Genomic DNA, 24,388 nt, shown 5'->3' on the forward strand with positions numbered 1-24,388 from the left:
CGATGGCGTACCCAGAGGTCCCGGCGCACGCGCGGCACGGGCGGCTGCGGCTGCCGCCCGGACGCTCGGAGGGGTCGACCGCCCCGCCCGGACGCGGCGAGGTACGGGTGGCGGGCGAGGTCGTCGGCCTGCTGCACGCGCCGCCGGGGTTGCCGGAGCGCCTGGTGGTGCTCTTCCACGGCAGCGGCGGCAGCGCCGAGGACGGCCTACGGCTGCTGGCCGGACACGCCGACGAGCGGCACCTGCTGCTCTTCGCGCCCCAGTCGGTCGGGCGGACCTGGGACGTCGTCGACCCGGGCTTCGGCCCCGACGTGGTACGCGTCGACACGGCGCTGCGCGACCTGCTCGACCGGTACGCGCTGGCCCGGCCGGACCTGGCCGTCGGCGGATTCTCCGACGGCGCCTCCTACGCGCTCTCGCTCGGGCTGGGCAACGGCGACGTCTTCGGCGCGGTGCTGGCGTTCTCGCCCGGGTTCGCCGCGCCGGGCGCCAGCGTCGGCACCCCGGCCTGCTTCGTCTCCCACGGCCGGGCCGACGCGATCCTGCCGATCGACCTGTGCAGCCGGCGGCTGGTACCGGTGCTGGAGCGGGCCGGCTACGCGGTGCGGTACCGCGAGTTCGACGGCGGGCACGAGGTCCCGCCCGACGTGCTGCGCGAGGCGTTGGACTGGCTCGCGGAGAACTGAGCGGTTTGTCCCCGACCGCACCGGGAACCAGGAGGCTGGCGTCCGAAGGGGGGATCGATGACCGGAGTGGGCGGCGATCCGGGTCATGGCGGTCCGGGTGCCCGGATCGTGGTGACCGGCGCGACCGGCAACGTCGGTACGAGCCTGGTCGAGGCGTTGAGCCGGGACCCGGCGGTCGGTTCCGTCGTCGGCGTGGCGCGCCGGCTGCCGGACTGGTCGCCGCCCCGGACCCGGTGGGTCGCCGCGGACGTCGTCACCGCCGACCTGGTCGAGCTGTTCCGCGGCGCGGACGCGGTCGTGCACCTCGCGTGGCTGTTCCAGCCGACCCATCGGCCGCTGGTGACCTGGCGCAACAACGTCGTCGGCGGGATGCGCGTCTTCGCGGCGGTCGCCGCGGCGGGCGTACCGGCGTTGCTCTACGCCTCCTCCGTCGGCGCGTACTCGCCCGGACCGAAGGATCGGCGGGTCGACGAGGGCTGGCCGACCGACGGATGGCCGACGGCGGGCTACACGCGGGAGAAGGCGTACCTGGAACGGGTCCTCGACGCCTTCGAGGAGCGCAACCCGGGCGTACGGGTGGTGCGGATGCGCCCCGGCTTCATCTTCAAGCGGGAGTCCGCGAGCCAGCAGCGGCGGTTGTTCGCCGGCCCCCTGCTGCCGAACCGGCTGGTCCGGCCCGGCGTGGTACCGGTCGTACCGGACCTGCCCGGCCTGCGGTTCCAGGTGATGCACAGCTCCGACGCCGCCGAGGCGTACCGGCTGGCCGCCCTCGGGGACGCGCGGGGGCCGTTCAACCTCGCGGCGGAACCGGTGGTGGACGCGCGGCTGCTCGCCGAGTGCCTGCGCGCCCGGACGGTACGGCTGCCGCGCGGCCCGGTACGGGCGGCGGTCGCCGCCGCCTGGCACCTGCACCTGGTACCCGCCTCGCCGCACCTCTTCGACGCGGTGGTGCGGATACCGGTCCTCGCCGTCGACCGGGCCCGGACGGAGCTGGGCTGGACCCCGCGCCACAGCGCGCGGGAGGCGATCGAGGCGCTGCTGGAGGGGTTGCGCGAGAGCGCCGGCATGCCGACCCCGCCCCTGGCGCCGCGCCTGCCTGGCGGCCGGGCGCGGGAGGTCGCCACCGGCCTCGGCCAGCGCGCCTGAGCCCGACCCGTATTCCCGCTCGGGGAGCCCTCGCGCGTAACGATGATTACAGCCCTGAGGTAGCGGCGTTACGGCGGAACTGTTATCGTCGCTTACGTGGATGTGAGAACACGGATTCTGCACGCGGCGGCCGAGCTGCTCACCCGCTCGCCCGAGGCCGACGTCTCGACGCGCGCGGTCTGCGAGGCCGCCGGAGTCGGCGCGCCGGTCCTCTACCGCCACTTCGGGGACAAGGAGGGGCTGCTCACCGCCGTCGTCGACTTCGGCTTCGAGCAGTACCTGGCGAGCAAGCGGGCCCGCAAGGCCTCCGCCGACCCGGTCCGGGACCTGCGCGACGGCTGGGACAACCACGTCGCGTTCGCGCTGGACAACCCGAACTACTACCGGCTGATGTACTCGCCCGGCCTCTCCACGCCCCCGGCCGCGGCCACCGAGGCGCACGAGCTGCTCCTGGCCGTGCTGGAGCGCTGCGCCGCCGCCGGGCGGCTGCGGGTGAGCCCCGAGCTGGCGGCGCAGCTGGTGATGCCGGCCAACACCGGGGTCGCGCTGCTGCTCGTCACCCGGCCCGGCATCTACCGCGACACCGCCGAGATCTCCACCCGGGTACGCGAGGCGGTCGTCGCGGCCATCGTGACCCCGGACGAGCCGGCCCGTACCGCCGCGCCGGCCACTGATCCACGCGGCGAGCTGGCGGTGGCCGCCGCGAACCTCGGCGCCCTGCTGCGGGCGTCGCCGGAGAGCCCGCTCACCCCGACCGAGACCGCGCTGCTGCTGGAGTGGTTGACCCGCATCTCCGACCGACCCACCGTCTGACCCGAACCACGAGACCCCGGTACCACGAGACCCCGGTACCACCAGGCCCCGGTACCGCGACGCCTTTCGGTCGACGCCCGAGCGCGACGACCGGCGACGAAACACGCCCCGACCCCGCCGGCCCGTGCCGCGACTCCGGGAGCATCCGCCCCGATCATCCCGCAACACCACCCCGCAACGAGGAGAACGTCATGTCCGTCGAGACCACCCCGTCCACCCGTACCGCCATCGTCACCGGTGGCACCCGCGGCATCGGCCGCGCCGTCTCCCGGCGCCTCGCCGCCGACGGCTTCGCCGTGGTGGCCGCCTACGCGAACAACCAGGTCGAGGCCGCCGCGACGGTCAAGGAGATCGAGGACGCCGGCGGCCGGGCGATCGCCGTACGCGCCGACGTCGCCGACGAGCAGGCCGTCGCCGCCCTCTTCGACACCGCCGAGCGGGAGTTCGGCGGCGTCGACGTGGTGGTGAACGTGGCCGGCCGGATGCCGCTGGCCCCGCTGGCCGAGCTGGACCTCGCCGTGCTGGACGACCTGTACCGGGTCAACGTCCGGGGCACCTTCGTGGTGAGCCAGCAGGCGGTGCGGCGCATCCGCGACGGCGGCGCCATCGTCAACATCTCCTCCTCGGTCGTGAAGCTCGCCTTCCCGGGCTACAGCGCGTACGCGGCCACGAAGGGCGCGGTCGAGGCGATGACCCTGGTGCTCGCCCGGGAGCTGCGCGGCCGGAACGTCACCGTCAACGTGGTGGCCCCCGGCCCGACCGCCACCGAGCTCTTCTTCGACGGCAAGGACGAGGCGACCGTGGCGCGGCTGACGGCCCAGTCGCCGCTGGAGCGGCTGGGTCAACCCGAGGACGCCGCCAACGTGGTCGCCTTCCTCGCCGGCCCCGACGGCCACTGGGTCAACGGGCAGGTACTGCGCGCCAACGGCGGGGTGATCTGACCTCGACCGTCCGCGCGTCACGCGCGCGGACCGGCCCGTACGGTCGAGAATGCTGAGCGTGACGACGGTGGACGCGGGACCGGACGGGCTGGACTACTACCTGCTCCACCCCGGGCCGGTCCAGCCGCGGCGGGCCGAGGGCCAGAGCCCGGATCGACTGGAGGCCATCGTCGTGGAGGAGTTCGTGCTCGACGCGGACCACACGGCGATCCGGCTCGACGGCACGGGGTGGAGTCCGGCGGACCGCCAGTGGTGGGGTTCGTCGGCCTTCAGCCGGGGCCTGCGGGTCGACCCGGAGCTGCGCCGGCGGGTGGTCGCGGTGCCCCGGGCCGAGGCCGCGGCCGCGTACCGGCGGCTCGGCGGCGGTGAGCTGCCCGACGAGGCGACGCTGCGCGGCTACTTCGGCGACGGCGAGCCGCTCGCCACCGCCGCGCCGCTGCGGCTCGGCCCCGACCCGGTCGGTCTCGGCTCCCCCGACCGTCAGGTCCACCGGATCCTCTTCGCCAACGAGCTGTCCCCGGCCGGCGTGGCGAACCTCGGAGCCGGCTGGCGCATGTCGATCACGGGCGACCTCGGCGATCCCCGGGCCCGGGTGTTCGGTACCGCCCACCGCCGGATCGGCGACGACGCGTTCAGCTGGGAGCTGCGCCGGATCGGCACCGGTACCGCCTGGTGCGTGGACGTGACCGCCAGGCTGGCCGGCGGCGGGCGGGACACGCTCGGCCCGCTGCTGCGGGAACTGGCCACCGCGATGCGGGCGCAGGGGCTGATCCCGGTCACGATCGAACGCTTCTCCTGACCGTCTCGGGCCGGGGCCGGCTGGTTCTCGACCGGCGATCCCGGCGGACGCCCCGGCGAGGCTCTGGGGCGACTGTCCGATCGGGAAGCCGATGCTGCGCGGCGGACTCTTGCGCCGGGCCGGTCCCCGGGTTGAGCTACGGCGAGGACCCGAACGGAGGCCCGCGATGAAGGTCCGCACTACCAAGATCAGAACGGCGGTCCCGACGGCGCAGCGGGCCCCGGCGGCGGTACCGACGGGCGAGGCGCCGCTCGCGGCCCGGGCCCTGGCGCCGCGCGACCTGCTGCGATTGCAGCGTACGGCCGGCAACCGGGCGGTCGCGTCGATGCTCACCGTCCAGCGCTGCGGGCCCGTACCGTGCGACTGCCCGCCGGAGAAGCAGGAGGCGGCCCGGGCCGAGCTGGCCGCGCGCGACGCCGGGGCCGGAGACTCCCTCGTCGACGACTCGCTGCAACGCCAGTCCACCGGGGCGGGCGGCGAGACCACCGGCCCGGGGCCGGCGGGTGGCGAGACCGAGCCGGCGAGCCCGGAGCCGGCATCCGACGGCGCGCGCCCGGACGCGGGGCGGCGGGCACCGGTGGTCCACGCGCCGCTGACCTCGCCCCGGTTCGCGGGCGAGTCGAAGCTCCAGGCCTGTGCGGCCGACGCGGACCGGCTGCGGCCGGGCGACCGGGGCGGCCCGGTCGAGAAGGTGCAGCAGGCACTGACCGATCTCGGGTACGACCTCGGTACCGTCGACGGCCGGTACGGCGCCCGCACGGCCGCCGCGGTCCGCACCTTCAAGGCCGACAACCGGCTCGGTTTCGAGCAGTACGGCGACGTCGGGCCGGGCACCATCGGGCGGCTGGACCAGCTCTTCCCGCCGGGGCCGCCCCGGTTCTGCCCGCTGCCGGTGGCCGCCGGGGCGGACCCGGACACACCCGCGCAGACCCTCGTACAGGCCGTCGTACAGACCCAGCCGGTGGCGGCGCCGGAGCACGGCGACGCCGGTCAGGAACCCTGCGTGGAGCCGCCCGTACCGCCATCGCCGGTCCCCGTGCCACCCGGCCCGGTGCCACCGGGGCCTCAGCCGCCCGAGCCGGTGCCGCCGGGGCCGGTGCCGCCCGGTCCAGTCCCGCCCGGACCGGTCCCACCCGGACCACAACCACCCGAGCCGGTGCCACCCGGACCGGTCCCACCCGGACCGCAGCCGACGCCGGTCACGCCCAACTTCGCCCGGAACCCGGGCGGCTGCGCCATCACCGAGCCGCCGGCGGCGCCCGCCACCGTCGCCGCCCTGCCGTTCACGCCCGACCCGAGCGCGACCCTGCCCGCGACGGAGACCCCGCTGCCGCTCGACTCCATCAAGGACTCCTCCCCGTTCTGGGCCCACGGCGACGCCGAGAAGTTCGCCGAGGAGATGGCGACCTGCTACCAGGGCCGCAAGCCGAAGGACCCGAAGCTGTGGCGGGACAAGAGCCAGCTCCAGCAGGACTTCGACGACGTGCTCCAGGCGTCGTTCACGCGCAGCTCGTTCGGGGTGCCCTGGTGGCGGCTGCCGGACCGGCTCGTGTCCGGGCTGAAACAGGAGCGGACGACGTTCAAGAAGAAGAACCCGAAGGCCACCGACCCGACCATCGAGCTGCACATGCAGACGATCCGGCACAAGCAGCGGGAGACGGTTCGCCAGTGGGAGGCGAACGCGGTGTGGGGCTGGATGGTCGAGCGGCGGGACCGGCTCGACTTCGAGACCATCGGCGCGAGCGGCGGCAGGCGGGCGGATCCCGTACCGGAGATCCTCTCCCCGGACCAGCGGGCCAAGGCGATCCACGACCGCCTCGACCAGCTGAAGAAGCCGCTCAGCGAGAAGGAGAAGAAGGCGGCGCTGGCCAAGGCCGCCGCCGCGGCCGGCAAGCAGCCCGAGGAGCTGACCGGGCCCGAGCAGCAGGCGGCGCTGGCGCAGGCCGAGGAGGCGAAGCTCAAGGGGCTGGGGCAGCTCAACGAGGGCGCCTTCAAGAAGGCCCGGATCGACGCCGAGCAGGCCGCCGGCAACCTGGTCGTACCGACCACGGCGGACTTCGCCGGCTGGGCCGAGGACGGGAAGACCCCGGTGCACAAGACGATGCTCGACATCCTGCGGGCCATCCAGTCCGATTTCGGCACCTTCTCGGCCGGCACCTACGGCGGCATGTCGGGCGAGCACGCGAGCGGCGGGTTCAAGGGGCGCTTCCGGTCGCTCGACATGTACCCGGAGAGCCCGAAGCAGGCGGCGTACTTCGGCAAGGACGTCGCGTTCCGCTTCGCCGAGGCGATCGACACCGCCGCCGGGAAGCTGGGCTTCACGTACCAGATCCTCTACGACGACTACGTGGTGGCCCGCGAGTTCAACGCGCGCGCCCACGGCGGCAAGGGCGCCGAGCACGGCCGGATGGGCAACCAGGACAACGTCACGGAGGAAGAGGTCAAGCTGCCCGACGGTACGACGGTGAAGCGGCCGGGCAACCTCAACTGGCACGGCCCGTTGGTGACGCACTTCCACGTCGACTTCTCGTACTGAGGCCGGGGCAGCCGCGCCGCACGGTCCGCGCCCCGTCCCGTCGGGCGGGGCGCGACGCGCTGACCCCGTCCCGTAGCCCGGGTTGTGTCGCGAACGCGCGCGCCGTCCACGGCTTGCCCGCACACCCTTGACATCCATGAAACTCGATTGCAAGCTTGCTGCAAAATTTCTCCCGGCTCCATCGACTCCCGCTCACCCCACGAGATCCGTCCCCTCGTACGACAGGAGTCCGCCCATGCGACGGAGAACCACCCTCGCGGCAACGCTCGCGACCGCCCTGGTGGCGACGCTGACCGCGCCGGTCGGCAGGCCGGCGACCGCCGCACCGCCCGGCGCCAAGGACGTGATCGTCCAGCTCTTCGAGTGGAACTGGCCCTCCGTGGCGGCGGAGTGCCAGAACTTCCTCGGGCCGCGCGGCTACGGCTACGTCCAGGTCTCCCCACCCCAGGAACACGTCACCGGGCAGCAGTGGTGGGTCGCCTACCAACCGGTCAGCTACCGGATCGAGTCCCGCAAGGGCACCCGGGCCCAGTTCCAGTCGATGGTGAACGCCTGCCACAACGCCGGCGTGAAGGTCATCGTCGACGCGGTGGTCAACCACACGACCGGCGTGGGGTCCGGCACCGGCTGGGCCGGGTCCACCTACACGCCGTACACCTATCCCGGCATCTACCAGAGTCAGGACTTCCACCACTGCGGTCGCAACGGCAACGACGACATCGTCAACTACAACGACCGGTGGGAGGTACAGAACTGCGAGCTGGTCAACCTCGCCGACCTCGCGACCGAGACCGAGTACGTCCGCGGTCGGCTCGCCGGGTACCTCAACGACCTGCTCAGCCTCGGGGTGGACGGGTTCCGCATGGACGGCAGCAAGCACATGCCGGCCGCCGACATCGCCGCCGTCAAGGCGAAGCTCTCCCGGTCGGCGTACCTGGTGCAGGAGGTCATCTACGGGGCCGGCGAGCCGATCCAGCCCACCGAGTACACCGGCAACGGCGACGTCCACGAGTTCCGGTACGGCAAGGACCTCGGCCGGGTGTTCCGCCGGGAGAAGCTGGCGTACCTGAACAACTTCGGCGAGCCCTGGGGCTACCTCGCCAGCGGCAAGGCCGTGGTCTTCACCGACAACCACGACACCCAGCGCGACGGCGGCGACGTGCTGACGTACCGGGACAACGGCGTCTACGCGCTCGCGAACGCGTTCATGCTCGCCTGGCCGTACGGCTCCCCGGCGGTGATGTCCAGCTACGAGTTCGGCAACCGGGACCAGGGTCCGCCGTCGGACGCCAGCGGCAGGACGAACAACTCGACCTGCTTCAGCGGCGGCTGGCGCTGCGAACACCGCTGGCAGGTGATCGCCAACATGGTCGGCTTCCACAACGCCGTCGCCGGAACCTCGGTGGTCAACTGGTACGACAACGGCAACAACCACATCGCGTTCGGCCGCAACGGCAAGGGCTACCTCACCATCAACGACGAGGAGAGCGCGGTCGACGGCCGCTCGTACCGGACGAACCTGCCCGCCGGACGGTATTGCGACGTCATCCACGGCGACCACACCGGCGGCTCCTGCACCGGCCCGGTCATCACCGTGGACGCGAGCGGCTGGTTCCAGGCGAACGTACCCGCGCACGACGCGGTCGCCATCCACGTCGGCGCGAAGATCGGCTGACCGGTCAGAACGACAGCAGGCGGAACGTGCCGACCGTACGGAAGCCGAGGCGGCGGTAGACCGGCTCGCCGGCCGCGCTCGCGGTGAGCGCGGCGGTGCGTACGCCGTGCTCCGCCGCCAGGTCGAGGGCGGCCCTCGTCATCGCGGCGCCGATGCCCCGCCGGCGGTGCTCGGGCTGGGTACCGACGAAAAAGAGCGTGAGCAGGCCGTGGCTCAGCCAGGCGACGGCGGTACCGACGACGCGGCCGTCGTCGAGGCGGCCGGCCAGCCTCACCACGGTGCCGTCCCCGGCGAACGCCTTCTCCCGTTCGACCGTGGCCGCCACCCCCTCCGGGCGGATTCCGGAGACCCGGGAGTACGCCCCGACGAACTCGTCCAGCTCGGCGGTCTCCGCGATGCGCAGCCCGGCCGGGATCGGCGCGGGCGCGGCCCGGTCGATCTCCACGGCCATGATCGGCATCTCGCCGAGCGGGACCGCGCCGAGGGTGACCAGGGTGTCGGCGGTGCCGGCGTCGCTGTCCGGCCCCGCCCACCAGAGCCGGGGTACGCCGTCGAGGCGCTCGCGGGCCTCGGCGAGCGCGTCCCGCGGAGCGCGTCCGGAGACCCGCAGCACGCCGTTGAGGCTCGCGTGCGGTACGCCGCTGCGGTACGTCACCAGGTCGGGTCCGCCGGTCGCGCCGATGTCCCAGCCGAGCAGGTACGCCCGGTGCGCGGCGAGCAGCGTGTCGAGGGGTTCCACGGACGCGACCCTAGCGCTCCCCGGTCCTGACCTGCGAAGTCCCGGAACCGGGGCGGCCCAGCCGCCGCCGGCCCCGGAACGTTCGGCACCGCAATGCCCGGTCGCCGCCCGGCCCGGGAAGCTGCCCGGTCGCCGTCCGGCAGCGAGGATGCCCGCCGCCGTCCGGCCCGGGGGCCGGTCGTCGTCCGGCCCGTCGTGCCTCAGCCGCGGGAGCGCGGCAGGCAGCACTTCTTGTACTTGTTCCCGGAGCCGCACCAGCACGGCTCGTTGCGCTCCGGCGGCCAGCCGATCTGGCCCGGCCCGGCCGCGAGCTGTCCCGCGTACCCGGCCAGCACCTTCCGGTCCGTCGGCTCGCCGTCGCGACCCTTGGCGTAACCGCCCAGCCCGTCCACCGAGCCGGGAAGCAGGCTCAGCCCGGTACGCCCGGCGCCGGCCAGCCGGACCAGTTCCCGCTCCAGCCGGGCGCGGTGCTCGTCCCAGGTCCCGCCGTACGACTCCGCCAGGGCGGGCCACTGGGCCACCAGCCGGTCGAACTCGGGCCGCGACCAGAAGAGCAGGTCGCTCTCGGCGGCCTCGGTGCCCGCCCGGGCGGCCGTGTTGGCGAGCCGGGTCTCCAGCCGGTCCGCCAGGTTGTCGTGCTGGTCGTGCGGCAACCCCAGCGCGTGGCGTACCCGGTGCCGCTGCTGGAGCAGGAAGAAGAGGAGACCGGCCTCGTCGGCGGTCGCCGGCTCGGCGGACTGGTCCGGGGAGGCGGCGCGTTCGGCGAGCGCGGCCTGCACCGCCTCGGTGAGCCACTCCTCGGCCAACCGGGTGCGCCCGCCGGCGGCCAGCGCGGCGCTGACGTAGGCGGCGGCGTCGGAGTACCGGGTGAGCAGCGGGCGCAGGGGTTCGAGTTCGGCCATCGCCTCGTCCGCGCGCCCCGACCGGAACAGGATCCGGGCCCGCAGCGCCCGGGCGGCGCCGGCCCGGGTGTCGTCCCGCGTCCCGTACGCCTCGACGGCCCGGTCCGCGTACCGCAGCGCGGCCTCCAGCTTGCTCCGGCTCTCGGCGATCTCGGCGGCGAGCGCGAGGGCGTAGCCGGCGTCGTCGGGGTCGGCCAACTGCCCGGCCTCCACCGCCTCGGCGAGCTGGGCCGCGGCACCCAGCGGGTCGGCGGCACCGAGGGCGGACTGACGAATTTCGTTGAGATCTGCGCTGGTCAGATCGGTCTTCATCGGCACCGTCCCACGGTACTGCGGGAAAGGATCCGCCGCCGTTGATCTGGGTCTCACTCCTCGTCGACCACCTCGCCGGCCGCCGCGTCGACCACCTCGCCGATCATGGAGTTGTGGCTCGGACATACCGGGGCGTCTGCCCCGTATCTCCAGCCACAACTCCATGATCGACGCGGTGCGAGCCGGTGCGAGCCGGCGCGGGTTTGGTGCGGGTTTGGTGCGGGGCGGTGCCGCCGTGGGGTCAGAAGCCGCCGGTGTAGAGGAGGCGGTTCGGCGAGCCCGAGCCGGGGCTGAGCACCACGCCGGTGGTGGCGCCGCTGACGATCGCCGCGTGCACCTGGGCCGGCGTCGCGGTCGGGTGCCCGGCGAGGTAGAGCGCGGCCGCGCCGGTCACGTGCGGGGTCGCCATCGAGGTGCCGCTGATCGTGTTCGTCGCGGCGTTGTCGGTGTTCCACGCCGAGGTGATGTCGATGCCGGGGGCGAAGACGTCGACGCAGGTGCCGCGGTTGGCCCAGCTCGCCTTCCGGTCGGTGTTGTCGGTCGCCGAGACCGTCAGCGCCTCGGTGACCCGGGCGGGCGACTGGGTGCACGCGTCGAGCGAGATCAGGCCGAGCAGGCCGTTGCCCGCCGCGATGGCGTAGGTGACCCCGGAGGCGATCGACCGGCGTACGGCGTCGTCCAGCGCCGCGTCGGCGCCGCCGCCGAGGCTCATGTTGGCCACGGCCGGCTTCGCCGCGTTCGCGGTGACCCAGTCGATGCCGGCGACGACCTGCTCGGTGGTGCCGCTGCCGTTGCAGTCGAGCACCCGTACCGCGACCAGGCGCACGCCCTTCGCCACCCCGTACGCCGATCCGCCAACCGTGCCGGCGACGTGCGTGCCGTGCCCGTTGCAGTCGTCGGCCGCCCCGCCGTCGACGGCGTCGAAGCCGCTGACCGCGCGACCGCCGAAGTCGGCGTGGCTGGTGCGGATGCCGGTGTCGATGATGTACGCCCGCACGTTCGACGCCGTCTGGTTGTAGGTGTACGACGAGCTGAGCGGCAGGTTCCGCTGGTCGATCCGGTCCAGCCCGTACGACGGCGGGTTGGCCTGGGTGGCCGCGACGTGGTGCACGACGTTGGGCTGCACGTAGGCGACGGCCGGGTCGGCGGCGAGCCGCCGCGCCTGCTGGGCCGACATGCTGGCGGAGAAGCCGCGCAGGGTGCGCGAGAACGTCTTGCGTACCTTCGCGTCGTGCCTCTTGGCGATCTTCGTCGCCTGGCCGGCGACCGTTCCGCCACCCGCCTTGAGCACCACGATGTAGCTGTCGGGTACGACCTCCGCGCCGGGCGCCGCGAGGATCGAGCCCTCGGCCGGCGGGGCCGCGCCGGCCGCCAGCGGGGCACCGAGCGCGCCGAGCAACGTGGCCGCGCCGGCCGCGAGGACCAGCCGCACAGTTCGAGCCATCCGTTTCCTCCCCAGATCGATGGCCGAGCACGCTTCGACACCCCTGGCGAGGTCGGTCCGGCCGAGTGATCAGTGAAGCGGACGCTAACAGCCACATAGACCCATGGAAAGGTTTCGAGTCCCCTAATCACCCCATAGTGACGGCTTCCCGGCCGGGTACGACTACGAGTAGCCGTACGGCTCGTGCGGGCGGTACGGCGCCTCGATCGCCGCGGTCTCCGCCGCAGTGAGTTCGAGGTCGACCGCGCGCAGGACGTCGTCGAGCTGGTCCGCCCTGGTCGCCCCGATGATCGGCGCGCTCACCGCCGGCTTGCCCAGCAGCCAGGCCAACGCGACCCGGGCGGGCGGTACGTCGCGCGTGGCGGCCACCGCGCGCAGCGCGTCCACGATCTCCGCGTCGCCGTCACCGGTTCTCGACCGGTCCCCCTCGGCCCGCGACCGGGTCGTACCGCCGGGCGCGCCGGGCGAGCGGGCGAGCAGTCCCCGGGCCAGCGGGCTGTACGGCAGCACGCCCACCCCCTGGTCTCCGCAGATCGGGATCATTTCCCGCTCCTCCTCCCGATAGACCAGGTTGTACCTGGTCTGCATCGAGACGAACCGCGTCCATCCGCCCAACTGTGCCGTGTGCTGCGCCTTGGCGAACTGCCACGCGCGCATCAGCGACGCACCGAGGTAGCGCACCTTGCCGCCGCGAACCAGATCGTCCAGCGCCGACATGGTCTCCTCGACCGGCGTACCGTGGTCCCAGCGGTGGATCTGGTACAGGTCGATGTGGTCGGTTCCGAGGCGCCGCAGCGACGCGTCGACGGCGGCCATGATGTGCTTACGGCTCAGCCCGCGGCCGTTGGGGCCGTCTCCCGTCGGGTAGTAGACCTTGGTTGCGAGCACGTAGTCGTCGCGCCGTGCGAAGAACCTGCCGAGCAGCCGCCCGGTGAGCCGCTCGCTCGCCCCGTCGGAGTACATGTCCGCGGTGTCGAAGAAGGTCACGCCCGCCTCCACGGCGCGCCGTACGATCGGCTCCGCCGCTTCCTCGGGCAGCGACCAGGCCAGCACGGCCGGATCGCCGAAGCTCATCATCCCCAGGCCGATCCGCGACACCATCAGCCCGGACGCGCCCAGTCGCTGGTAACGCACCTCGCGTTCCCCTCCCCCGCCTCCGCCTGGCCTCGCCGACGGCCGCCCGGCGTGCCCGCGGCCCCGGACCGGGCCGAGCCGGGCCGAGCCCCGGCTCGGCGCCTGCCGCCGCGGCAGCTGATCGATACCAGTTTTCACGACCAACGGTGATCCACAACCCGGACTATGAGCCACCCGAGTTCTCGCCCAGCCCCGGTCCCGGGCGCTCACCGCCGCCCGGCGGCTCGGGCCCCTCCGGGCGCTCGGGACGCTCGGAGCCGCTCGGGGCGGCGAAACGGGCAATTTCTCCCGATGAGTCGTGTTATGAACTAGAAGGCGATGGCTTCGGTGGCGGTCACGAGCACCACCCCGCCTGGGCAGTTCGAACAGGAGTCGCGGATGCGGGTGGGATCCGGACCGGTCCATGCCGGGACCGGTCATGACGGATGACGCCCGCAGCGCCCCGGTGCCGACGACGCGTCAGGAAGAGCGCCGGGTCAGCCTGCTGGAACTCTTCTTCGACCTGGTCTTCGTGGTCGCCCTGGCGAACATCTCGGGCAGCCTGTCGCGCGAACTGAACCCGCTCGGGGCGCTGCACTCCGCCGTCATGCTCATGGCGCTCTGGTGGGTCTGGTCGATCACCGCGCTGGCCTGCAACATGTACGACGGGCTCCGACCGCAGATCCGGGCCCTGATCATCACGGTGATGCTCGCGAGCATGCTGCTCGCGATCAACATTCCCACGGCGTTCGTGAACCCCCGGCACGGCCTGATCTTCGCGGCGAGCTACGTGGCCATCCACCTCAGCCGCCCGGCGTTCCTGGCGCCGCTGGTACGCGGACAGCCCGAGATGCAGCACCGGGCCCAACGGATCCTGTTCTGGTTCGTGCTCTCCGCCGTGCCGTGGATCGCCGGGGGACTGGTCGACGGCGATGCCCGCCTCGGCTGCTGGCTGCTGGCACTGGCCATCGACTACGGCGCGTTCTGGGCGGCCTACCCCATCCCCCGGCTCGGGCGGGTACCCCTCGGGCAGCGCCACGTGATGGCCCACCACCTCGCGGAGCGGTACCAGCAGTTCTTCATCATCGCGCTCGGCGACGCGATCCTGGTGGGCGGGCTCGGGCTCACCGCCAGCACGCACGCCCCGCGCTCGCCCACCCTCGTGGTCTTCTTCCTGCACACCCTGCTGCTCTGGCGGGTGTACTCGCACAAGGCCGGCGAACTGCTCCCCGAGGCGATCGCCGCCTCGGTGCAGCCGAAGCACTTCGTCAAGTCCGGGCCGTACATCCACCTGCTGCTGGTGGCCGGGGCGATGGTCACCGCCGCCGGGTTCAAGCTCGTCATCGCGGACCCGTACGGCGACACCAAGGCGTCCTGGCTGTGGCTCATCCTCGGCGGTCCGGCGTTGTTCCTGGTCGGCCGCGCCAGCTTCGAGCACCAGGTCTTCAACCGGGTCTCCTGGTCCCGCCCCGGTGGCGTGGTCGCCCTCGGGCTGGCCGCACCGATCGCCCTGCACGTACCCCCGCTCGGCGCCACCGCGGCCGCCACCGTGGTGCTGGCCGGCGTCGCCTTCGCCGACGCCCGCCGCAGCTGGCACAAACCACCGGAGCACCCCGCCCCGCCGAGATAGCCCCGCCGGTGGGATCACGCGCCCTCGGCGCCCTCGGGACGCCGGTAGCGGCCGGGGGCCGTGCCGTATTCGCGCTTGAACGCGTTCGCGAAGGCGAACTCCGAGGTGTAGCCGACCTGGCGGGCGACCGTCGCGATGGGGGCGTCCGTACCGCGGAGCAGGTTGGCGGCGAGCGTCAGGCGCCACCACGTGACGTAGCTCAGCGGTCCCTGGCTGGTCAGGTCCTTGAAACGGCGCGCGAAGGACGCCCGGGAGACACCGCTCAGCGCCGCGAGCCCCTCGACCTTCCAGGGCCGCGCGGGCTCCGCGTGGATCGCGCGGAGCGCGGCGCTGACCGCCGGGTCGGTGAGCGCGGCCGCCCAGCCCGCGGTCGAGGTGCTCTCGTACCAGCCGCGCAGCAGGTGGACCAGCAGCAGGTCGATCAGGGCGGTGGTCGCCACGTGGGAACCGGGACCGGGCCGGCGCAGCTCGTCGGCGAGCAGGTCGATCGTCGACCGGAGGTGGTTGTGCCGCCCGAGTCGGGCGGGTAGATGGATCATCTCGGGTAGGCCCGCGAGCAGGGGATGCGCTCGTTCCCGGGTGAGGCGGTACATGCCGCACAGCATGGCGGCACCGGCGCCGCCCGCGCCGGAGCCGTCCGGCCCGACCGCGGTGGTACGCCGATCGTCGTCGGGCACGGCCTCGGGGACGTACGACATGGGCAGCAGGGGCGTGTCCGGACGGTCGGCCATCGCGTGCCCGTGGCCGTGCGGGAACACGACGACGTCGCCGACTCCGAGCGGTACCGGCCGGCCGGTCCGGGCGATCAGCCAGACCGACCCTTCGAGGACCACGTGGAAGCCGACGCCGGGGACGGACGGGAACGCCCGGCCCCACGGTGGGCGGCAGTCGACCCGGTACGAGACCGGGTGACCGGTACGGGCCGCGGTCAGCGCCTGGCTCAGAACGTCCACGCCGCCATCCTATTCCGCGCTCGCTGAGACGATGGCGTATGGATTTGACGTGATCACGCATGGATCGTCTCAACGTCACGCACATAGCCTGCCGATGACGCAATCAAGGAGGGTTCCATGTTGAAGATCGCCATCGTCGTCGGCAGCGTTCGCCCCGGCCGTGCCGGTATGGCCGTGGCCAACTGGGTGTACGAGGTCGCGACCCGGCACGGCGGCGCGACGTACGAGATCATCGATCTCCGGGACGTCGACCTGCCGCCCATGGACGAGGAGGTCCCGCCGATGCTGGGCCAGTACGCCCGGCCGCACACCCAGCGCTGGGCGGATCGGATCCGCCCCTTCGACGGGTACGTGTTCGTCACGCCCGAGTACAACCACGGCATGCCGGCGGCGCTGAAGAACGCGATCGACTTCCTCTACGCCGAGTGGAACAACAAGGCGGCGGGGTTCGTCAGCTACGGCAGCGAGGGCGGCGTCCGCGCGGTGGAGCAGCTCCGGCAGGTCGTGGCCCAGGTGCGGATCGCGGACGTGGGAGCCAGCGTGCCGCTCTCGCTGGCCACGGACTTCGTCGACTTCACGCAGTTCCGACCGCAGGAGTCCCGCGAGCAGCTGGCGCACGCGATGCTCGGCGAACTGGTCGAGTGGAGCGGCGCGCTGCGTGCGGTCCGCGCCGGCGCCCACGCCGGGCAGGCGGCGTAACGGCCGGCGAGGCGTACCCGGTCCTCCGCCGTTGCGGGGCGCGCCGCTGTCGGCGTGCCCCGGAACGAGCAGCAGGAAGTGGCCGCGCCGGCGCCCGCGTCGCCCGGAACGAGCGTCCGGTGGTCTCCGCGGACCGAGCGGTGGCCACCAAACGCCCGCCCCGGCTACTGCCCGGCCGGCGCGAGGTGCACGCGGCGCAACAGTTGGGCGTTGAGCGCCACGATGATCGTGGAGGCGGACATCAGCACGGCGGCGATCGCCGGGTTGAGGGTGATCCCGGCCCACGCCAGCACCCCGGCGGCCAGGGGCAGCGCGACGACGTTGTAGCCGGCGGCCCAGGCCAGGTTCTGGATCATCTTCCGGTAGGAGGAGCGGGACAGCCGGATGACGGCGGTGACGCCGCGCGGGTCCGAGGAGGCCAGGACGACGCCGGCGGACTCGATGGCGACGTCGGTACCGGCGCCGATGGCGATGCCGACGTTGGCGCGGGCCAGGGCGGGCGCGTCGTTCACCCCGTCGCCGACCATCGCCACCGTGAGGCCGCGGCGTTGCAGGTCGGTGACGGTCTCGTCCTTGTCGGCCGGGAGCACCTCGGCGAAGACCTCGTCCACCCCCGGCCGGAACCCGAGATCGGCGGCCACCGACTCGGCGACCGACCGGGCGTCCCCGGTGATCATCATCAGCTTCCGGACGCCCTGCTGCCGCAGCTGGTCGATGGCCTCCCGGGCCTCCGGACGGACTTGGTCCTCCAACGCGAGCGCGCCGAGGATCCGGGCCGCCGGCTGATCCAGCCGGGCGAGGTAGAGCACCGCGGCACCGCGTCCGGACCACCGCGCGGTGACCTCGGCGAGGTCGTCGGGGACGTCGAGGTCGAGTTCGCGCAGCAGCGCCGGGCCACCGACGGCGTGCTCGATCCCGTCCACCGTGGCCCGTACGCCGCGGCCGGTTAACGACCGGAACTCCGTCGCGTGGGCCCGCGGTCCGCGCTGCTCGGCGGCGGCCACGATCGCCCGGGCGAGGGGATGCTCGCTCTCGGACTCCACCGCGCCGGCCAGCCGCAGCACGTCGTCCTCGTCGTGTCCCGGCGTGCCGGCGATGCCGGTGACGCTGTGCGCGCCCCGGGTCAGGGTGCCGGTCTTGTCGAACAGCACCGCGTCGACGGTGCGCATCCGCTCCAGCGCCAGCCGGTCCTTCACCAGGATGCCGGACTTGGCCGCCACCGCGGTGGAGAGCGCGACGACCAGCGGGATGGCCAGCCCGAGGGCGTGCGGGCAGGCGATCACCAGGACCGTGACGGTACGCACCACGGCCTGGTCGACGTCGCCGAGGGCCGACCAGACGACGAACGTGGCCAGGGCGGTGCCGGTCGCGACGTAGACCAGCCAGGCGGCGAACCGGTCGGCGAGCAGCTGCGCCCGGCCCTGGGACTGCTGGGCCTGGGCGACCAGGCGCTGGATCCCGGCCAGGGCGGTGTCCTCGCCGACGGCGTCGACGCGTACCCGGATGGCGGAGTCCGTGGCGACCGTGCCGGCCGTCGCCCGGTCCCCGACGGTACGGGGCACCGGACGGGACTCGCCCGTGATCATCGACTCGTCCAGCTCGGCCCGGCCGTCGACCACCTCGCCGTCGGCCGGTACCCGGGATCCCGGGCGGACCAGCACCACGTCCCCGACGCGCAGTTCGGCGAGGGTGACCCGCTCGATGCCGCCGTCGGTGACCCGTTCGGCCTCGTCGGGCAGGAGCGCGGCGAGGGCGGCGAGCGCCCCGCGGGCCTGGCCGATCGCCTTCATCTCCTGCCAGTGGCCGAGCAGCATGATCGTGACCAGCGCGGCCAGCTCCCACCAGAAGTCCAGGTCGAACGCGCCCGCGGTGGTGGCCAGCGACGCCACGTAGGCCACCGTGATCGCCATCGCGACCAGCAGCATCATCCCGGGTGCCCGGTCGCGCAGCTCACGGACCGCGCCGACCAGGAACGGCCAGCCGCCGTAGCAGAAGACCGCGCTGCCCAGGACCGGGCCGACCCAGGAGATGCCGGGGAAGTCGAGGGAGTACCCGAACCACTCCATGACCATGTGGCTGGTGACGACGATCGGTACGGTCAGCGCCAGGCTCAGCCAGAACTTGCGCCGGAACATCTCCGGGTCGTGACCGGCGTGCTTGTCGTGCCCCTGGTGCCCGCCGTCTCCCGGGTGGTGCCCGCCGTGATCCGGGTGGTTTCGGTCCCCGCCCGCGCCCTGCCGGTCCTGGCCCGGCTCGTGCCCGCGGTGGTCCGCAGGATGGTCGTGGCCGCCGTGCGTCATCCCCGGCGCCGGCCCGGCGGCACCGTACGGCCCGCCGGCCCGGGCGGGCGGGGCGCCGGGGGAGTCCCCGGTGGCGGGAGTGGTCGAACCCTGCGACTCCGGCCCGTGGCCGGCAAGATCGTGGCGCATCTCATCGCCTCCCATTCTCGGCAGCCAGCATACCCCCGGGGGGTATAAGCGCAAGGGTTGTCACCCCTCCCGGGCGACTCCCCTCGCTCGTCCCCTCGCTCGCCCGGTCCCTCGTCCGCGCGATCTCTCGGGCAGGCGCCCGGCGCCGGGGCGGCCGGTCATAGGATTCAGGCGATGACGACCGGCGCAACCTCGCGGCCGCCGCACCGCAACCGTGGTGGGGCCCGGCGGCGCTGGTCGCGGTGGGTGCTGCTGCTGGCCACCCTGTTCGGTCTCGTCGTGATGCACCAACTCGCCGGCGCGCCGAACGTCCACGCCCACCACGGGGCGGCACCGGTCGCGCCCGTCGCCCGAGCGCACGCCAGCGCCGACGGGGCGGGGTGCGCCCGCGGCGACGGCGGCTGCCCGGAGCACCGGCACGGCCATCCCGGGCAGGTGTGCCAGGGTCTCGTCCCGCACACCGCGACCCCACTCGCGCCACCGCTACCGGCCACACCCAGGATCGCCGCACCGGCGGTACTGCTCGGCCCGGACACCGCCGCGTACGACGCCGCCGACGGCTCCGGGTGCGGGCCACCGTCCCTGACCCAACTCTCCATCTCCCGCACGTAGACCGACTCCTGACGAACCGCACGTTCACCGCGCGCGCGTGGCCGTACGCCACGGCGGGCGAGAAGTCATCACCGACATTCGTCAAGGAGTCGATGCACCATGCGTACCAATTCCACGCTCCGCCGCGTCCTCGCGACCGGCGGCGCGGCCCTCGCCACCCTCGCGGCCCTCGCCCTGACCGCCGGCTGCGCCGGTTCGGGCGGCGCACACGGCGGCGGGCACGACACCGGCGCCGGGCCCAGCACGAGCGCCACCGCCGCCGGCGGGGACCACAACGAGGCCGACGTCGTCTTCGCCCAGGGCATGATCCCGCACCACCGGCAGGCGGTGCAGATGGCCGAGATGGCGCAGGCCCGGGCCGGCGACCCGGAGATCAAGACCCTCGCGGCAAAGATCAAGCAGGCGCAGGAGCCGGAGATCCGACAGATGTCCGCGCTGCTCACCGCCTGGAGCGCGGCCGTACCGAGCGCCTCGGCCATGCCCGGTGCCTCCGCCATGCCCGGTGGCGCGCACGGCGGCCACGGGAACACGAACCCGATGCCCGGCATGATGAGCGGTACCGACATGTCGAGCCTGGAGAAGATCGAGGGCGCCGAGTTCGACCGGATGTTCCTGCGGATGATGATCGAGCATCACGAGGGCGCGGTCCGGATGGCCACCACCGAGCAGCAGGACGGCGGCAACGCCGAGGCGAAGAAGCTCGCCACCGCGATCGTCGCCGACCAGAACGCCGAGATCGCGCGGATGCGGGACCTGCTCGACAAGAGGTAGCCACCCGAGCCAGCCCGAACGCCGGCCGGCCCGGACCTCGAACGCCGGCCGGTCCGGACCCCGGACGCCGGCCGGCCTTGGCGGGCCGGCCGGCGTGCGGTTCAGGAGTTGTAGGACTGGGCGGTCACCGTCAGGCCACGGGGGCGGCCCAGGCGCTTGGGCCAGGAGACCGTCACGCGGCGGGACTCGCCGGGGAGCAGCCAGAAATAGTTGTCGTCGTAGGTGGCGGGGAGGACCCGGTTGCCCTGGCCATCCCGCAGGGCCAGACGCACCAGGGGGGCCGCCGCGGAACCTCGGTTGGTCACCGTGGCGGAGAGGGCCTCGCGGTTCGCACGTGCGGCCGGGCCGGTGGTCACGGTCAGGCGGGTCCGGGGCATGGCCGTGAGGACGCGCATGTCCTCGGGCTTCGCGTACCGCCAGTACGTGTTCTCGGAGATCAGCGTGCCCGCCGTGTCGCGCAGTTCCAGGCGTACGAGATGGAAGGAGGGCAGCTCGGTCAGGGTGAACGCGGGCGTGGTGGAGGACGGCGCCACCGTGACCGCCCGGGTCTGCGCCTTGCTGGTCTCGCGGCCGGCCAGGTCGTAGTAGCGGGCCGTCACCACGCCGGACAGGGCGGTGGCGGTGTGGTTGACCGCCCGCACCCGCCACGTACCCGGGTCCGCCTGGATGTGCCGCATCTCGCCGGCCTTGCGCGCGCCGTAGTACGCGCCGTTGACGTCCAGGTCGTAGTCGTAGGTCTGCCACACCGTGCTGTACCAGGGGGCCTGCGACATCCACAGGAGCAGGCCGTTGGCGTTCTGGAACAGCGACGAGTTCCACGCCTCGAACATCGCCCGGTGGTTCTCGTAGTTCACGAACTGGGCGCGCCGGGTGAACTGGTCCAGCGAGTCCGCCACGCCGAGCCGGTCCTCGATCGCCTTCTGGTAGCGGTCGACGTGCTGGTTCCCGTTGGCCGCCCAGTCGTGGTAGCCCCAGACCTGGCTGATCGGCCACGCCGGCTCCTCAGCGGCCAGGTTCTCCATCGTCTCGGCGTGCGGGAGCACCGGCATGCCGATCTCCGTGTGGAAGCCGAACACGCCCTTGACGTAATTGCTGGGATCGATGTAGGTGTCCGGGTCGATCCAGTGCCACGGCCCGCTGCCGCTGACCACACCGGCGTTCGACGACGGCACGTAGATGACCTCGGGGTCGAGTTCGGCCACCGCCCTGCGGATGCCGGCGTCGATCGCGCCCGGCGGGAACTGCTCGTTCGCGCCGCACCACACCGCGATGCTCGGGTGGTGACGGTAGCGGCTGATCGTGTCCGCGACGATCGCGTCGTAGACCGGCGAGCCCGAGATGAACGGCCCGGCCTCCCAGAAGTCGTTCCACACCAGCAGCCCGAACTCGTCGCAGGCCGCGTAGAACTCCTCCCGGTTGCTGCTGCCGATCCAGTTACGGATCATCGTGAAGTTCATGTCGCGGTGCAGCTCGACCATCTCGCGGGTACGGTGCGGCTCGGTACGGCGCAGCATCTCGTCCCAGCCCCAGTTGCCGCCACGGCAGAAGACCGGCACGCCGTTCACGATGATCTTCAGCTCGATCTCGTGGTTGTCCACGTCCTTGACGTCGGTCCACGTCCGGCCGTCGTGCGAAACCTGGACGGTGAACGTGCGGGCGAACGCGACCTCCCAGGCGATCTCCACCTGGTCGAAGGTGACCGCGTCACCGAGGTCCACCTGGATCCACTGCTCGTCCTGCGCGGCCGAGGCCCACCGAGTACGCGGATTGCCGTCCACCGCGTTCGACGCCGGGTTCCCGTCCTCGGCCGTCAAGGCCGTAGCGGTCTTGCCCAGCGCCAGGTCCGTGGAGGGCTGCGCGGCCTGCCGCACGGACAGCGTCCAGACGGAGAAACCGTAGTCGGTGGCCCGCTTGTGACCCTGGATCCGGACGAAACGCGCGGTCTGCGACGGAAGGTCGACGACCTGGCGGCCGGTGTTGCCGATCGGCGTCTCGTTGCTCACGGTCTTCAGGTCGGTCCAGGCGTCGCCGTCGTCGGACACCTGCACCCGGTACGTCATCGCGTACGCCGACTCCCACAGGATGGTGACCCGGTCGAAGTCGGCCGCCGCGCCCAGGTCCACCTGGATCCACTGGTCGTCGCGGTACTCGGAGGTCCAGCGCGTGTCGACGTCGCCGTCGACGACCGCGGCGGCGGAGGTGCCGTCGGCCTCGGTGGACGCGCGCGCGGTACCGCCCCGCGCGAGGTCGGGGCCGGTCTCGCCGTCGTGCACCTCCAGCGACCACATGGAGACGCCCCAGCCGGTGGCGCGCTGGTCGGCCTGGATCCGCACGAACCGCTTGTGCTGCCGGTCGAAGGTGACGGTCTGGCTGGCCTTGCCGTTGTCGAAGCTCAGCGGCGGCACGGGCGGGGGCGAGATCACCACGGGCTGGAACGACTCGTAGGCGAACTCGCGGATGCCGAACCTCACCTTCCTGGTGTCGCTGACCGCGCGGCCGACGGTGGCGGTCACGGTCAGGTCGTGCAGGACCTGGTCACCGTACCCGTTGGGCCACCACAGCTTCGGGTTCTTCACCTCGACCGGGGCGAAGACCACGTCGGTGCTCGCGCCGGCGGCCACGGTCACGGTCTTCTCCAGGCGGACCTTGTCGAACGACGCCCGGACGGTGACGGTCGTGGCGGTCGAGGCGACATTGCGCACCGGGACGGTGACGGTCAACTTCGCCGTACGCTGCCCGGCCAGCTTCGTGGAGACGTAGGCGTCCCCGACCAGGACGCTGCCGGTGCTGCGCAGCCGCACATGGTTCCAGATGCCCGAGACGCGGTCGCGGATCGCCGGGATCCAGTCCCAGCCGGACACCGCCAGGTAGGTCGGCGAGTCCAGGTAGAGCGACCCGCCGTTGAGGAACGTCCAGCTGGTCAGGGTCTTCTCGCCGGGCGTGCCGGGGTGCGGCATCGGCGTGATCTTCACGGCGATCGCGTGCTCGGTACGGCCCCGGAGCGCCTCGGTGACGTCCAGGATCCCGCGCGCGAACGGGTGCGTGACGGTCCCGACGTTCACGCCGTTCACCCAGGTGGTGGCCTCGTGGTTGATGCCGTCGAACTCGAGCCACACGTGCCGGCCGGCCGAGACGTCCAGCCCGCGCGGCAGCGTGAACTCGCGCCGGTACCACCACGAGTGCCGGGACAGCGCCTCCGGGATCCGCTGGTTCGCGAAGCCGGCCACCGGATCGGGCAGGTGCCCCTGCTCGACGAGCGTGGCCAGCACCGTGCCCGGGACGGTCGCCGGCAGCCAGTCGCGCACGTCGCGCCGCCCGGTGGAGAGCGCGGCGCCGTCCGCCGTGCCGGCGAAGTCGTCCAGGGTGAGCGCCCAGCCGGACTCCAGCGGGACGGTGCCGTCGGCGGCCACGGTGAGCGCCGGCGCCGGCCCGGTGTTGCCGCCGGCCCAGTCGGTCCAGCCACTGGCGCCGGGCCGGGGACCCAGCGGACGCCCGTACACCTGGAAGCCGTTGAGTCCCAGCGGGTTGGTGTTGTGCCGCTTGGTCGCGGTCATCCGGACGTGCCGGGCCCTGACCGGGGTACCCAGCTTGATCGCGTTGACCCCGCCCTGGCCGTCGCTGGTCTCGTGGACCGACGTCCAGGTCTTGCCGTCGGTCGAGGTCTCGATCCGGTACGCCACGGCGGCGCTGGACTGGATCTCGTCGCCGTCCGCGTTGTTGTAGTCGCCGTCGAACGGCGGGTCGGCCAGGGTGGCCTCGAACGTCAGGGTGATCGCCTCGACCTGGCAGACCGCCTGGAGGTCGACGGCGATCCACTGCGGGTCGCCCTGCGTGGCGCGCCAACCGGAGCCACGGACGCCGACCTGCGGGAGGCCGTCGACCGCGAACGACGCCGGGGTCGGGGCGTAGTCGGTGGAGGACGCCGAGACCGGGCGGAAGAGGGCGAGGTCGGTGGCGTCGGCGCCGCCCGTCCCGGGGGTGGCGGCCTCCGCCGTCCCGGGGAGCAGGGCGCCCACGCCGATGGAAGCGAGCAGGCCGCCTCCGGCGGTGAGGAAGGCGCGTCGGGAGACGGGTGGTACGTCGGCCATGAGGACTCCAGGAGGGACGGAGACAACGTTGTCATTAGCGCCCGGGAAATCTCACCTGTCAAGAGCAACCTTTCGGTGCGGTTACCGCCCGATGTCCGGA

Annotated in this window: 18 protein-coding genes; 11 read left to right on the forward strand and 7 right to left on the reverse strand. The window is 73.0% G+C overall.

Going from position 1 to position 24,388, the window contains the following annotated elements:
- Positions 1-2: 2 nt before the first annotated feature.
- The 7 genes from AB0J86_RS06525 to AB0J86_RS06555 all read left to right on the forward strand — a co-directional run bounded on the left by AB0J86_RS06525 (position 3) and on the right by AB0J86_RS06555 (position 8,596).
- The gene (locus tag AB0J86_RS06525; protein WP_363853501.1) at positions 3-686 is read left to right on the forward strand and encodes a phospholipase; all 684 of its coding nucleotides are present in this window, start codon (positions 3-5) and stop codon (positions 684-686) included.
- A 57-nt stretch (positions 687-743) separates the two neighbouring features.
- Positions 744-1,832, forward strand: coding sequence for an NAD-dependent epimerase/dehydratase family protein (locus AB0J86_RS06530; protein WP_363853504.1), 1,089 nt, complete (start codon positions 744-746; stop codon positions 1,830-1,832).
- Positions 1,833-1,928: 96 nt separating this feature from the next.
- A complete protein-coding gene (locus AB0J86_RS06535; protein ID WP_363853507.1) occupies positions 1,929-2,645 on the forward strand; it encodes a TetR/AcrR family transcriptional regulator in 717 nt (238 codons plus the stop codon).
- Positions 2,646-2,836: 191 nt separating this feature from the next.
- Positions 2,837-3,586: an SDR family oxidoreductase gene (locus AB0J86_RS06540; protein ID WP_363853510.1), complete on the forward strand. Its 750-nt coding sequence runs from the start codon at positions 2,837-2,839 to the stop codon at positions 3,584-3,586.
- 58 nt (positions 3,587-3,644) lie between these two features.
- On the forward strand, positions 3,645-4,385 hold the full coding sequence (locus AB0J86_RS06545; protein ID WP_363853512.1) for a hypothetical protein: 741 nt from the start codon (positions 3,645-3,647) through the stop codon (positions 4,383-4,385).
- 166 nt (positions 4,386-4,551) lie between these two features.
- Positions 4,552-6,921 (forward strand): peptidoglycan-binding domain-containing protein, encoded by a 2,370-nt coding sequence (locus AB0J86_RS06550; RefSeq protein ID WP_363853515.1) that lies wholly within the window; start codon positions 4,552-4,554, stop codon positions 6,919-6,921.
- 235 nt (positions 6,922-7,156) lie between these two features.
- Positions 7,157-8,596, forward strand: a complete 1,440-nt coding sequence (locus AB0J86_RS06555; protein ID WP_363853518.1) for an alpha-amylase family protein — start codon at positions 7,157-7,159, stop codon at positions 8,594-8,596.
- Between the two features lie 4 nt (positions 8,597-8,600).
- Here AB0J86_RS06555 and AB0J86_RS06560 read toward each other — a convergent pair whose 3' ends face one another.
- From AB0J86_RS06560 to AB0J86_RS06575, 4 genes are all read right to left on the reverse strand, one after another.
- Positions 8,601-9,335 carry a GNAT family N-acetyltransferase gene (locus AB0J86_RS06560; protein ID WP_363853521.1) on the reverse strand — a complete coding sequence of 245 codons (735 nt, stop codon included), beginning with the start codon at positions 9,333-9,335 and terminating at the stop codon, positions 8,601-8,603.
- Between the two features lie 200 nt (positions 9,336-9,535).
- The gene (locus AB0J86_RS06565) at positions 9,536-10,549 is read right to left on the reverse strand and encodes an SEC-C domain-containing protein (protein WP_363853893.1); all 1,014 of its coding nucleotides are present in this window, start codon (positions 10,547-10,549) and stop codon (positions 9,536-9,538) included.
- A 241-nt stretch (positions 10,550-10,790) separates the two neighbouring features.
- Positions 10,791-11,993, reverse strand: coding sequence for a S8 family peptidase (locus tag AB0J86_RS06570; protein WP_363853524.1), 1,203 nt, complete (start codon positions 11,991-11,993; stop codon positions 10,791-10,793).
- A 162-nt stretch (positions 11,994-12,155) separates the two neighbouring features.
- A complete protein-coding gene (locus AB0J86_RS06575) occupies positions 12,156-13,127 on the reverse strand; it encodes an aldo/keto reductase (protein ID WP_363853527.1) in 972 nt (323 codons plus the stop codon).
- Positions 13,128-13,545: 418 nt separating this feature from the next.
- Between AB0J86_RS06575 and AB0J86_RS06580 the strand changes: the two genes are divergently transcribed.
- The gene (locus AB0J86_RS06580; RefSeq protein WP_363853530.1) at positions 13,546-14,736 is read left to right on the forward strand and encodes a low temperature requirement protein A; all 1,191 of its coding nucleotides are present in this window, start codon (positions 13,546-13,548) and stop codon (positions 14,734-14,736) included.
- A 14-nt stretch (positions 14,737-14,750) separates the two neighbouring features.
- On the opposite strand, the gene AB0J86_RS06585 is transcribed toward AB0J86_RS06580, so the two are convergent.
- Positions 14,751-15,689 (reverse strand): AraC family transcriptional regulator, encoded by a 939-nt coding sequence (locus tag AB0J86_RS06585; protein ID WP_363853533.1) that lies wholly within the window; start codon positions 15,687-15,689, stop codon positions 14,751-14,753.
- A gap of 117 nt (positions 15,690-15,806) precedes the next feature.
- On the opposite strand from AB0J86_RS06585, the gene AB0J86_RS06590 reads away from it, so the two are divergent.
- Positions 15,807-16,388 carry an NADPH-dependent FMN reductase gene (locus tag AB0J86_RS06590; RefSeq protein WP_363853536.1) on the forward strand — a complete coding sequence of 194 codons (582 nt, stop codon included), beginning with the start codon at positions 15,807-15,809 and terminating at the stop codon, positions 16,386-16,388.
- A gap of 164 nt (positions 16,389-16,552) precedes the next feature.
- Here the strand turns inward: AB0J86_RS06590 and AB0J86_RS06595 are convergent, their stop codons facing one another.
- Positions 16,553-18,523 carry a heavy metal translocating P-type ATPase gene (locus tag AB0J86_RS06595; RefSeq protein ID WP_363853895.1) on the reverse strand — a complete coding sequence of 657 codons (1,971 nt, stop codon included), beginning with the start codon at positions 18,521-18,523 and terminating at the stop codon, positions 16,553-16,555.
- A gap of 468 nt (positions 18,524-18,991) precedes the next feature.
- Between AB0J86_RS06595 and AB0J86_RS06600 the strand changes: the two genes are divergently transcribed.
- Positions 18,992-19,429 carry a DUF6153 family protein gene (locus tag AB0J86_RS06600; RefSeq protein WP_363853538.1) on the forward strand — a complete coding sequence of 146 codons (438 nt, stop codon included), beginning with the start codon at positions 18,992-18,994 and terminating at the stop codon, positions 19,427-19,429.
- Between the two features lie 99 nt (positions 19,430-19,528).
- Complete coding sequence (locus AB0J86_RS06605) at positions 19,529-20,200, forward strand: DUF305 domain-containing protein (RefSeq protein WP_363853540.1); 672 nt, start codon at positions 19,529-19,531, stop codon at positions 20,198-20,200.
- Positions 20,201-20,301: 101 nt separating this feature from the next.
- Here the strand turns inward: AB0J86_RS06605 and AB0J86_RS06610 are convergent, their stop codons facing one another.
- Positions 20,302-24,288: a discoidin domain-containing protein gene (locus AB0J86_RS06610; protein ID WP_363853543.1), complete on the reverse strand. Its 3,987-nt coding sequence runs from the start codon at positions 24,286-24,288 to the stop codon at positions 20,302-20,304.
- Between the last annotated feature and the right edge of the window lie 100 nt (positions 24,289-24,388).

Source organism: Micromonospora sp. NPDC049559 (genome assembly GCF_040676675.1).
Lineage (GTDB): Bacteria > Actinomycetota > Actinomycetes > Mycobacteriales > Micromonosporaceae > JBFAPK01.